Source organism: Duganella sp. GW821-FHT07F09 (genome assembly GCF_059418705.1).
Map to the genome: position 1 here is coordinate 712,229 of NZ_JBWKQJ010000001.1, position 10,543 is coordinate 722,771.

At 64.3% G+C, this 10,543-nt stretch carries 12 protein-coding genes; 2 read left to right on the forward strand and 10 right to left on the reverse strand.

The genetic code is table 11. The features are described 5' to 3' along the window. Positions 1 to 69 precede the first annotated feature (69 nt). The 8 genes from AC07P1_RS03275 to AC07P1_RS03310 form a co-directional block, all read right to left on the reverse strand. Positions 70 to 618, reverse strand: a complete 549-nt coding sequence (locus tag AC07P1_RS03275) for a class I SAM-dependent methyltransferase (protein WP_494694475.1) — start codon at positions 616 to 618, stop codon at positions 70 to 72. A 44-nt stretch (positions 619 to 662) separates the two neighbouring features. Then, positions 663 to 1,865, reverse strand: coding sequence for a tryptophan--tRNA ligase (locus AC07P1_RS03280; protein WP_494694476.1), 1,203 nt, complete (start codon positions 1,863 to 1,865; stop codon positions 663 to 665). A gap of 6 nt (positions 1,866 to 1,871) precedes the next feature. Next, on the reverse strand, positions 1,872 to 2,549 hold the full coding sequence (locus tag AC07P1_RS03285; protein WP_494694792.1) for a site-2 protease family protein: 678 nt from the start codon (positions 2,547 to 2,549) through the stop codon (positions 1,872 to 1,874). 80 nt (positions 2,550 to 2,629) lie between these two features. Continuing rightward, positions 2,630 to 3,253: an L-threonylcarbamoyladenylate synthase gene (locus tag AC07P1_RS03290; RefSeq protein WP_090314919.1), complete on the reverse strand. Its 624-nt coding sequence runs from the start codon at positions 3,251 to 3,253 to the stop codon at positions 2,630 to 2,632. A 67-nt stretch (positions 3,254 to 3,320) separates the two neighbouring features. Continuing rightward, positions 3,321 to 4,196 (reverse strand): protease HtpX, encoded by an 876-nt coding sequence (gene htpX, locus AC07P1_RS03295; RefSeq protein ID WP_315219220.1) that lies wholly within the window; start codon positions 4,194 to 4,196, stop codon positions 3,321 to 3,323. A 120-nt stretch (positions 4,197 to 4,316) separates the two neighbouring features. Further along, a complete protein-coding gene (locus AC07P1_RS03300; protein ID WP_494694477.1) occupies positions 4,317 to 5,150 on the reverse strand; it encodes a 3',5'-nucleoside bisphosphate phosphatase in 834 nt (277 codons plus the stop codon). Continuing rightward, the gene (locus AC07P1_RS03305) at positions 5,144 to 6,151 is read right to left on the reverse strand and encodes a threonine ammonia-lyase (protein ID WP_494694793.1); all 1,008 of its coding nucleotides are present in this window, start codon (positions 6,149 to 6,151) and stop codon (positions 5,144 to 5,146) included. Before AC07P1_RS03305 ends, AC07P1_RS03300 begins: the two co-directional genes overlap by 7 nt. Before the next feature lie 381 nt (positions 6,152 to 6,532). Further along, a complete protein-coding gene (locus tag AC07P1_RS03310; RefSeq protein WP_494694478.1) occupies positions 6,533 to 7,417 on the reverse strand; it encodes an alpha/beta fold hydrolase in 885 nt (294 codons plus the stop codon). Positions 7,418 to 7,577: 160 nt separating this feature from the next. On the opposite strand from AC07P1_RS03310, the gene AC07P1_RS03315 reads away from it, so the two are divergent. Then, positions 7,578 to 8,102, forward strand: a complete 525-nt coding sequence (locus tag AC07P1_RS03315; protein ID WP_494694479.1) for a gamma carbonic anhydrase family protein — start codon at positions 7,578 to 7,580, stop codon at positions 8,100 to 8,102. 3 nt (positions 8,103 to 8,105) lie between these two features. Continuing rightward, positions 8,106 to 9,059, forward strand: a complete 954-nt coding sequence (hslO, locus tag AC07P1_RS03320; RefSeq protein ID WP_494694480.1) for an Hsp33 family molecular chaperone HslO — start codon at positions 8,106 to 8,108, stop codon at positions 9,057 to 9,059. A 138-nt stretch (positions 9,060 to 9,197) separates the two neighbouring features. Here the strand turns inward: hslO and AC07P1_RS03325 are convergent, their stop codons facing one another. After that, positions 9,198 to 10,169, reverse strand: coding sequence for a bile acid:sodium symporter family protein (locus AC07P1_RS03325; RefSeq protein ID WP_494694481.1), 972 nt, complete (start codon positions 10,167 to 10,169; stop codon positions 9,198 to 9,200). Between the two features lie 7 nt (positions 10,170 to 10,176). Continuing rightward, positions 10,177 to 10,500 (reverse strand): hypothetical protein, encoded by a 324-nt coding sequence (locus AC07P1_RS03330; protein ID WP_494694482.1) that lies wholly within the window; start codon positions 10,498 to 10,500, stop codon positions 10,177 to 10,179. Positions 10,501 to 10,543: the final 43 nt, after the last annotated feature.

Below are 10,543 nucleotides of genomic sequence, written 5' to 3' on the forward strand. Positions count from 1 at the left end.
AAAGTATTAAAACGACGATTGTAGACGATGAGTCGTGGTTATGGTGCATTCGGGGCGACAAATCGGGTTTCAAAATGGCGGCAACAGCGCCGCCACCCTTGGAAAATCGGGCTTCACGGCGCAGATTCGTTGCACCATGGCAGTTTTTGGAGCGTCGACGACGCCCTGCTCGAAAGCCACCACGCGCAGGCCGTGGTCGCGCGCCCAGTCCAGCAGCTCGCCCGGCTTGAGCAGGAAGTCCGGATTCGACGGTTTGCCGAACTGCGCGTTGCCTTCGGCGAAGGTTTCATAGATCAACACGCCGTCCGGCGCCAGGCCGGCGATCATCGCGGCCGTTAGCGGACGATGCAAGTAGTTTGTGACCACGATGCCGGCGAATCGCGCGGGGCCGAACGGCCAGGCGGCGCCGGCCTCCTCCAGGTCGATGTTGGAGGTGGTGATGTCGGGACCGGCCGCCAGCGCCAGCGCGTCCGGATCGCGGTCGACGGCGACCACCGAATGGCCGAGCGAGGCCAGATGGCGGGTATGGCGGCCGTTGCCGCAGGCCAGATCCAGCACGTCGCCGCCGGGGATCAAGGGGGCGTAGCGCCGCACCCAGGGGGAGATGTTATCGCTCATGATGTCTTTACCAGAATTTACGAAGGGTTACGAAGTTTCCAGCGCTACGTGTAGGCCAGGCCCATGGCCTCGCGCACGTCGCGCATGGTGTCTTGGGCCAGACGGCGCGCGGCGTCATTGCCGTCGGCGACGATGGCGCGCACCAGCGACGGGTCGTCCAGATATTGCTGGGCGCGCTCGTGCATAGGCTCCTGTTCCTTGACGATGGCGTCGATAACCGGCTGTTTGCACTCGATGCAGCCGATACCGGCCGACATGCAGCCGCGTTGCACCCAGGCCTGGGTCGGCGAATCGGAATACACCTGGTGGAATTGCCAGACCGGACAGCGGGCCGGGTCGCCCGGATCGGTGCGGCGCACGCGCGCCGGATCGGTGGGCATCGTGCGGATCTTCTTGCCGACCGATTCCTTGTCCTCGCGCAGCGCGATGGCATTGCCGTAGCTCTTGGACATCTTGCGTCCGTCCAGGCCCGGCAGGCGCGAGGCGGCGGTCAGGCGCGCCTGCGGCTCGACCAGGATCAGCTTGCGGCTGCCCTCCAGATAGCCGAACAGGCGCTCGCGGTCGCCCAGCGACAGGTTCTGGGCGTCGTCGAGCATGGCCTTGGCCTGCTCCAGCGCCTCGTCCTTGCCGTCCTGCTGGTATTCGGTGCGCAGTTCCATGTACAGCTTGGCGCGCTTGCTGCCCAGCTTCTTGACGGCCTTTTCCGCCTTTTCCTCGAAGCCTTTTTCCTTGCCGTACAAGTGATTAAAACGTCGCGCTATTTCCCGCATCATCTCGATATGCGGCACCTGGTCGTCGCCCACCGGCACCATGCTCGCGCGGTAGATCAACACGTCGGCCGCCTGCAGCAGCGGGTAGCCGAGGAAGCCGTAGGTGGCCAGGTCGCGGTGCGACAGGTTGTCGATCTGGTCCTTGTAGGTCGGCACCCGTTCCAGCCAGCCCAGCGGCGTGGCCATCGACAGCAACAGGTGCAGCTCGGCGTGCTCGGGCACGCGCGACTGGATGAACAGGGTCGTCTGCGACGGGTCGATGCCGGCGGCCAGCCAATCGATCAGCATCTCCCACGTGCTGCGCTCGATGACGCCGGGGTCGTCGTAGTGCGTGGTCAGCGCGTGCCAATCGGCCACGAAGAACAGGCACGGCTGCTCGGCCTGCAGCTTGATCCAGTTTTTCAGCGCGCCGTGGTAGTGGCCCAGGTGCATGGAGCCGGTCGGACGCATGCCGGAGACGACACGATCGGGATACATGGTTGCTTACGCCAAAAGAAAGATCAGCGGTTTCACCAGCACATGGAAAACGCCCTGCACCAGATGCATACCGCTGATGAGGAAGCCGGTCAGCAGGCCGAACTGCATCATCAGGATCAGGCCGATGAAGACGTAGACGCCGTAGCGCTCGATCTGCGCGTACTTGTTCGCCAACGGCATCGGCAGGATGCCGGTGACGATGCGCCCGCCGTCGAGCGGCGGCAGCGGAATCAGGTTGAACACGAACATGGCGGAGTTGACGCCGATGCCGGCCTTGGCCATCAGGATGAAGAAGTCATCCTGGTCGGCATGGAACACGAACGTCAGCACCACCCACAGCACCATCCAGCCCAGCCCCATGACGAAGTTGGCGCCCGGACCGGCGGCGGCCACCAGGGCCATCTGCTTTTTCGGGTTGCGCAGGCGGTTGTAATCGACCGGCACCGGTTTGGCGTAGCCCAGCGCAGGCAGGGTCAGCAGGCTCAGGACCAGCGGCAGCAGCACCGTGCCGAACGGATCGATATGACGCATCGGATTGATGCTCAGGCGGCCGAGGTCGGCGGCGGTGGAATCGCCGAAATAGCGGGCGACATAGCCGTGGGCGGCTTCGTGCAGGGAAATTGCAAAAAGAACTGGGATGGCGTAGACCGTGATGGTCCGGACGATGCTATCTATATCCATGATGGAGGAATTCTACCAGAGGCTGCTAAGTGATCTTGGGCGCCGTCGAAGGCCGGCGCGCTTGCCTTGTCGCAAAGGGAGAATCAGAGCCCGAACAAGGCGGCGTCGCCCCGGCCCTGGCGCACCAGTTCGGCGTCCGGTCCGGTCAAGTCGATCACGGTGGTCGGTTCCATGCTGCAGGCGCCGCCGTCGATGACCAGCTCGATCTGCTTGCCGAGCCGCTCGCAGATGGTGTCGGCGTCGTTGAGCGCGTCCTGCTCGCCCGGCATGATCAGGGTCGTGCCCAGCAGCGGCTGCTGCAACTGCTCCAGCAGCGCCAGCACGATCGGGTTCTCCGGCACGCGCAGGCCGATGGTCTTGCGCGACGGATGACTGAGCCGGCGCGGCACGATCTTGGTCGCCTCGAGGATGAAGGTGTACGGCCCCGGCGTGGCGCTCTTGAGCAGGCGGAACTGGCGGTTGTCCACGCGCGCGTAGACGCCGATCTCGCTCAGGTCGCGGCACAGCAGGGTCAAATGGTGCTTCTCGTCGATGCCGCGGATGCGGCGCAGGCGCTCGACGGCGCCCTTGTCGTCCAGGTGGCAGACCAGCGCGTAACAGGAATCCGTCGGCACGGCGACGATGCCGCCGCCGTCGATGATCTGCGCCGCCTGCTTGATCAGGCGCGCTTGCGGGTTGACGGGATGTACCTGGAAGAATTGACTCATGGTTGGCTGGCGCGGCCTGGCTGCGGGTCAAGCTGATCACAGCCGGCCGAGGCCGCTATTAATAACATCAGGATTGTACGCTACGCAAGGCGGCGATGCGCTGCTCGAAAGGCGGGTGCGTCGAGAACAGCGCGCCCCAGCCGCCACGGTTGGTGATGCCGGCGGCCGCGATCGATTGCGGCAAGGCGCCCGGCTCCATGCCGTTCAGGCGGGCCAGCGCGTGTTGCATCGGCACGCTGCTGCCAAGCAGCTTGGCCGAACCGGCGTCGGCGCGGAATTCGCGCTGGCGCGAGAACCAGGCCACGATCAGCGAGGCAACCAGGCCGAACACCAGTTCGCAGACGAACACCGTGGCCATGTAGCCGATGCCCGTGCCCTGGCGGTCGTTCTTGAGCAGCACCTTGTCGACGAAGAAGCCGACCACGCGCGCCAGGAACACCACGAAGGTGTTGACCACGCCCTGGATCAGGGTCATGGTGACCATGTCGCCGTTGGCGATGTGGGCCACCTCGTGGCCGAGCACGGCCTCGACCTCGTCGCGATTCATGTTTTCCAGCAAACCGGTCGACACGGCCACCAGCGCCGAGTTCTTGAAGGCGCCGGTGGCGAAGGCGTTCGGCTCGCCCGGATAAACCGCCACTTCGGGCATGCCGATGCCGGCACGCTCGGACAGCGCCTTGACGGTGTTGACCAGCCACAGCTCGGTGGACGACGACGGCGTCTCGATCACCCGCGCGCCGGTCGACCACTTGGCCATCGGTTTGCTGATCAGCAGCGAGAAGATCGCGCCGGTGAAGCCCACCACCAGCGAAAACGCCAGCAGGCTGCCCATCTCGAGGTTGCCGCCCGCGCCCGGACGGCCGATGCCCAGCAGCGACAGCACGATGGACAGCACCAGCATGACAGCGAGGTTGGTGGCGATAAACAGGACGATGCGTTTCATTGGTTGTTCTCCGATACGGACAAGTTTGCCCAGATCATAAGGTATGACCGGCTTTACGCAAAATCAAGATGGCAATATTAATTACCGCCGGCAATCAGCGAACGATATTACCGGCGACGCCTAGAACCAATCGTGCCAAACCGGCTTGACGTTCGCGGGCAATGGCGGCAACAACCCGAAATCGACGCGCGACTCGCCCGGCGCGTGGAAATCGGTCCCCCGCGACGCGAGAAATCCGTAACTATTCGCCAACTGCGCATACACCGGATACTGGTCCGGCGTATGGCTGCCGGTGACGACCTCGATGGCCTGCCCGCCCAATTGCTTGAACTCGTCGAACAACTGCCCCTGGGCCAGCTGGCTGAAGCGATAACGCCCCGGGTGGGCGATGACGGCGATACCGCCGGCCCCGCGTATCCACTCGACCGAATCGGCCAGGCTCGCCCAGCAATGCGGCACATAACCTGGTTTGCCCTCGGACAGGTACTTCTTGAACACATCCGGAATATTGGCGCAGGCGCCGATTTCCACAAGATAGCGGGCAAAGTGGGTGCGCGACATCAGGTCCGGGTTGCCGACATAGGTCAGCGCGCCCTCGTAGGCGCCTTTGATGCCCACCGCCTCCAGCTGGCGCGCGATTTCCCGGCCCCGGTTGTCGCGGCCCGAGCGCGTGCACGCCAGGCCGTTGACCAGCGCGGCGTTGGTCTCGTCGATGCGCAGGCCGACGATATGCACCGTTTCATTGGCCCATGTGATCGAAATCTCGACTCCGGAGACAAACTGCATCCCCTGCTCTTCCGCGGCGGCGCGGGCGGCGGGAATGCCGCCGACTTCATCGTGGTCGGTCAGCGCCCAGACATCGACACCGGCCTTGCGCGCGTGGGCGGCCACGGCGGCGGGGGCAAGAACGCCGTCGGAGACATTGGAATGGCAGTGCAGATCAACTTTTAACATGCTGTCATTGTATCCCGGATGCGCGCGCCCCTGCACAGCAGCTCCGCAAAGCGCGCGGGATCGATATTCGAGCCGCACACCAGCAGGGCCACGCGCTTGCCCTGGAGCCGCTCGCGCAGCGGCCCGAACAACGCGGCCGTCGCCACCGCCGCCGCCGGCTCGGCCACCAGCTTGGCGTCGCGGAACAGATACAGCATGGCCTCGCAGATCTGGTCGTCGTCGACCCGCACCACTTCGTTGACGAAGCGGCGGCAGACGTTGAAGCTGTACTCCATCGCATACGGCGCTCCCAGGCTGTCGGCGACGGTGTCGACCCGCTCCAATGTCTCCGGCGCGCCCGAGGCGAAGCTGCGGTACAGCGCGTCGGCGCCGAACGGCTCGACGCCGTACACGGCGCAGAGCGGATTGAGCTGCTTGACGGCGGCGGCAATGCCGGCGCACAAGCCGCCGCCACCGACGGGCACCACAACGGCATCAAGGTCGGACACCTGCGCCATCAGCTCCAGCCCGACCGTGCCGGTGCCCTGCGCGGTCAGCGGGCCGTCGTAGGGATGCAGCATGGTGCGGCCCTCGTCGCGCTCGATCTCGCGGCCGCGCGCGAACGCCTGGTGTACGTCCAGCATCAGCAGCACTTCGGCGCCGAACTCGCGGCAGGCGGCGATGCGCGCGGGGCTGGCGTGCGCCGGCATGACGACCTTGGCGCTACATCCGGCCAGCCGCGCCGTGTACGCCACGGCGATCGCATGGTTGCCGGCGCTGACGGCGACCACGCCGCGCTGGCGTGCCGCCGCGTCCAGCGCCTCGATGCAATTGAGCGCCCCGCGCAGCTTGAAGGTGCCGGTTTTTTGGAACAGTTCCAGCTTGAGCCAGACTTCGGTGGCGGGAAATTGTTCTTCGATGACGCCGGTTTGCCAGCGCCACACGGGGGTATGCAGAACTTTGCCTTGCAGGCGGGCGGCGGTGTCGCGGATCTGGGACAGCGAGGGGTACGGGTGGGACATTGTCATTGGGGTGCTCCAGTAAACTATTCAGGGAAGGCGCGGGCACGGCCCGCGCGCGGGGACGCGCTGGGCTGGGGGCGCCGAGCACCGGCGCAGCCGCAGCTCAGCGACCCTGAATAATTCGAATAATGGAGAAGGACTGACCGCAACCGGCGAACGCGGCCCGGCCGGCGTCGGCGGCGACGTGGCGGTGGTTCGTGACGGTGGTGTTATGCGGTTTCATGCGGTCAATAATGCCAAAGAAGTGGCGCGCTGGCAAGATGTTCGTAGGGCGGATTAGGCGGAACGCCGTAATCGGCCATCTTTGAGCCGCAGCGGCGCATGCATGGCCGATTACGCTTCGCTAATCCGCCCTACGTGGTTCAGATGAACGCGTGATTTTCAGCTCGTCAGGAATTCCTCGATATAACCCGCCAGCTCGACCGGCTGGTCGTGGTGCAGCATATGGCCGGCATCGTGCACCATCTTGCGGGTGACGTCGCGCAAAAAACCGAGGCGGCGCTCCAGCTCGACCTGCCCGCCCGGCTTAGAGCCGAGCCAGTCCCACATATTGGTCTGATCGGCCTCGACCCACAGCACCGGCGCCGTGATGGCTTTCCAGCACGCCATCACCTCGTCGACGTTATACGGCAGCGGGCCTTGTTGCTTGTGCACGGGATCGCCGAGGATTTCCCACTCGCCCTGCTCGTTCTGCGCGGACCAGTGCTGCGACAGGAAGGCGGCGCGCTCGTCGCTCAGCCGCGGATTGGTTTTTTGCAAGCGCGCCGCCACCGCCTGTTGCGACGGGTAGGTGCGCAACTCGGGCTTTTCCAGCAAGCCATCCATCCACTTGGCGTAGCGGCCCGGCGCCTGCTCGGGCTTGGCGGCGCGCAGGCCGGCGCCTTCCAGGTTGACCAGTTTACGGAGGCGCTCGGGCCGCGCGCCCGCATACAGACCCAGGATGTTGCCGCCCATGCTGTGGCCGACGATGTCGACCGCCGCGTCCGGCGAATAGTGGCGCAGGATCGCGTCCAGATCGGCCAGGTAGTCGGGGAACCAGTAAGTGTCATCGCCGCTGCGGTCGGACAGGCCGAAGCCACGCCAGTCCGGCGCGATCACGTGCCAGTCGCCCTTCAAGGCGTCGACGACGAACTGGAACGAGGCGCCCACGTCCATCCAGCCATGCAGCATGAAGATCTTGGGCGCGCCTTCCCTGCCCCAATGATGCAAATGGCAACGCAAACCGCGTATGGTCAGGAATTCGGAGCGGGATGGTGTCAGCGTCATGGTTCTTGTCCTTGTCTAGACGAGCTTGAAAACGGCGGAGTCGGCGCAATATCGGTACATTGCTGGCCGCAAAGCAAAATAATAGCACGACCGTTCGCTGGTCGTGCAAGCGTAAAATAGCGCCATCCCGCCGTTCCCATCATTCAACCGAAGGTTTCCAATGTCTATTTATCAACTGGGCGAACACGCGCCAGAGATCGATGCATCGTCATTTGTCGCCGACAGCGCGATCCTGGTGGGCAAAGTCAGCCTGCATGCCAACACTTCGGTATGGTTCGGCGCGACCTTGCGCGGCGATAACGAACGCATCACCATCGGCGAAAACAGCAACGTCCAGGAAGGCACCGTGATGCATACGGACCTGGGCTACCCGCTGAACGTGGGCAAGAACGTGACCATCGGCCACCAAGCCATGCTGCACGGCTGCACCATCGGCGACGGCGCCCTGATCGGCATCCAGGCGGTGATCCTGAACGGCGCCAGGATCGGCGCCGGTTGCCTGGTCGGAGCCGGCGCGCTGGTCACCGAGGGCAAGGAATTTCCGGACAACTCGCTGATCATCGGCTCGCCGGCCAAGGCCGTGCGCACCCTGACCGCCGAGGATACCGCGCGCCTGCTCGCCAGCGCCGACAGCTATGTGCAACGCGGCCAGCTGTTCAAGACGCAACTCAAAAAGATTGGATAAAAAATGAGCATTACCCTGACTACGGATGTCCTGCAGAAATTCATCTTCGAGAACGCCGCCGTGCGCGGCGAGTTCATCGACATTTCGGCCACATGGCGCGAGGTGTTGTCGCGCCATGTCTACCCTCCCGCGGTCAAGAAGCTGTTGGGCCAGATGGTCGGCGCCGGGGCGCTGCTGTCGGCCAACCTGAAGTTCAACGGGTCTATCATCATGCAAATCCACGGCGACGGTCCGGTGCAGTTGCTGGTGGTCGAGTGCGATGCCGACCTGCGTCTGCGCGCCACCGCCAAGCTGGCCGAGGGCGCCGTCATCGCCGACGACGCCACGTTGCCGGCGATGCTGAACGCCAATGGCAAGGGCCGCTTCATCATCACGCTCGATCCGGCCGACAAGGTACCGGGCCAGCAGCCTTACCAGGGCATCGTGCCGCTGGACGGCGACGATGTGGCGACCGTCATTGAAAACTACATGCTGCGCTCGGAGCAGCTGGACACCAAGCTGTGGCTGGCGGCGGACGACAACGTTTCGCGCGGGCTGCTGCTGCAAAAGCTGCCGGATCATGGCGGCAAGGCCGGCGCTCAGCCGCTGACGCAGGAAGACGCGCTGGAGACGTGGAACCGGGCGGTGATTTTGGGCTCGACGTTGAAGGAGCAGGAGTTGCTGGAAACGACCGTGGATGTGCTGATGCAGCGCTTGTTCTGGGAAGAGACCATTCGGGTGTTCGATCCGTTGAGCCCTTCTTTCCATTGCACCTGCACGCGGGAGAAGGTGGGCAACATGCTCAAGATGCTGGGACGCGAGGAAGTTGACAGCGTGCTGGAGGAACAGGGTCACGTTGGCGTGAATTGCGATTTCTGCGGGCAGCATTACGATTACGACAAGGTCGATTGCGCGCAGTTGTTCGCCAGCGACGAGCCGGTCGAGGCGTTGATACCGGCGAGCGATGTGAAGCATTGATTGGTGGTTTGAGGTCGCGTAATCCGTTTGGGCCGCTGGCGGCTCATGGCGGATTACGCTGCGCTAATCCGCCCTACGTGGATCACGTGTCGGTTCATGGTAGTGGTGAACGCATATGCCACCGAGCCGCCAGCGGCCTCACCCTTCCTCGCTACCCTTCGCATACCTCTGCGCCAGCACCGCGCACACCATCAATTGCAATTGGTGGAACAACATCAACGGCAACACCACCGCGCCCAGCGCGCCGCCCGCGAACAGCACCTTGGCCATCGGCACGCCGCTGGCCAAACTTTTCTTCGATCCGCAAAACACGATCGCGATCCTGTCCTCGCGACTGAATCCCAACCGCCGGCTCAACTGCGCGGCGATCAGCATCACCGATCCCAGCAACACGACGTCAATCAACATCAGCCCGCCCAGCGACGCCCATGACAGCTGGTGCCACAGCCCCTGCCCGACCGCCTCGCTGAACGCGGTGTACACCACCAGCAGTATCGAGCCCTGATCCACCATCCGCGTCAGCGGCTTGTTGCGCTCGACCCAGGCGCCGATCCAGCGCCGCGCGACCTGCCCGGCGATGAACGGCAGCAGCAACTGCAAGGCGATCTGCAACGCCGACTCCCACGGCGAGCCGCCCGTCATCTGCGCCGCCGTCAGCAACCCGACCATCAGCGGCGTCAGGAAAATCCCGATCAAATTCGACGCCGACGCGCTGCAGATCGCCGCCGGCACATTGCCGCGCGCGGCCGCCGTGAAGGCGATCGACGATTGCACCGTCGACGGCAGCATGCATAGGAACAGGATGCCCAGATACAGGTCCGGCGTCACCAGCGGCATCAGCAGCGGCTTGAGCGCCAGTCCCAGCAAGGGGAACAGCGCGAACGTGCACAACAACACCAGCAGATGCAGCCGCCAGTGCGTGATACCGGCCACCACCGCCTCCCGCGACAGCTTGGCGCCGTGCAGGAAGAACAACAGGCACACCGCGCCGTGGGTGACGCCGTTGAAGATGACGGCGCCCTGGCCGGTGCATGGAAACAGGCTGGCCGCGACGATGGTCACGATCATCGCCAGCGTGAAGTTATCGGGTAGGAATTTAGGACGGGTCATCGCCGGGTTACCACATCTTGATCTTGGCGCATTGGACTTCCAGAATGTCGACCGCGCCCAGCGTCTTGGCCGACGCCGTGCTGCGGATCAGATCGACGCGTTCGACGCAGTCGCCGCGCATCAACCGTTCCTGCGTGCGGGTGCACACCGTCACGGTGCCGGCGCTGCTGGTGTTGCAGGAAAAGCCCTCGACCCGCATGCGCGCCACCGCCTGCTCCAGTGGCATGCCGGGCTGCACGGTGCCGGTGACGAAGTTTCCCAGCCGTTCCTGGTTGACCGTATAACAGCCGGCCAGTGGCAACGCCAACGCCAGCATCAGAAGTATGCGCATCGTGTTCTTCCCTCTTATTTCCATACGGCAGTGTAACGCATCG

Coding starts and splice junctions, on each gene's coding strand:
- AC07P1_RS03325 (WP_494694481.1), bottom strand. CDS start 10,169: ATGACCCGTCCTAAATTCCTACCCGATAACTTCACGCTGGCGATGATC.
- htpX (WP_315219220.1), bottom strand. CDS start 4,196: ATGAAACGCATCGTCCTGTTTATCGCCACCAACCTCGCTGTCATGCTG.
- AC07P1_RS03300 (WP_494694477.1), bottom strand. CDS start 5,150: ATGTTAAAAGTTGATCTGCACTGCCATTCCAATGTCTCCGACGGCGTT.
- AC07P1_RS03275 (WP_494694475.1), bottom strand. CDS start 618: ATGAGCGATAACATCTCCCCCTGGGTGCGGCGCTACGCCCCCTTGATC.
- AC07P1_RS03315 (WP_494694479.1), top strand. CDS start 7,578: ATGTCTATTTATCAACTGGGCGAACACGCGCCAGAGATCGATGCATCG.
- AC07P1_RS03330 (WP_494694482.1), bottom strand. CDS start 10,500: ATGCGCATACTTCTGATGCTGGCGTTGGCGTTGCCACTGGCCGGCTGT.
- AC07P1_RS03280 (WP_494694476.1), bottom strand. CDS start 1,865: ATGTATCCCGATCGTGTCGTCTCCGGCATGCGTCCGACCGGCTCCATG.
- AC07P1_RS03305 (WP_494694793.1), bottom strand. CDS start 6,151: ATGTCCCACCCGTACCCCTCGCTGTCCCAGATCCGCGACACCGCCGCC.
- AC07P1_RS03310 (WP_494694478.1), bottom strand. CDS start 7,417: ATGACGCTGACACCATCCCGCTCCGAATTCCTGACCATACGCGGTTTG.
- hslO (WP_494694480.1), top strand. CDS start 8,106: ATGAGCATTACCCTGACTACGGATGTCCTGCAGAAATTCATCTTCGAG.
- AC07P1_RS03290 (WP_090314919.1), bottom strand. CDS start 3,253: ATGAGTCAATTCTTCCAGGTACATCCCGTCAACCCGCAAGCGCGCCTG.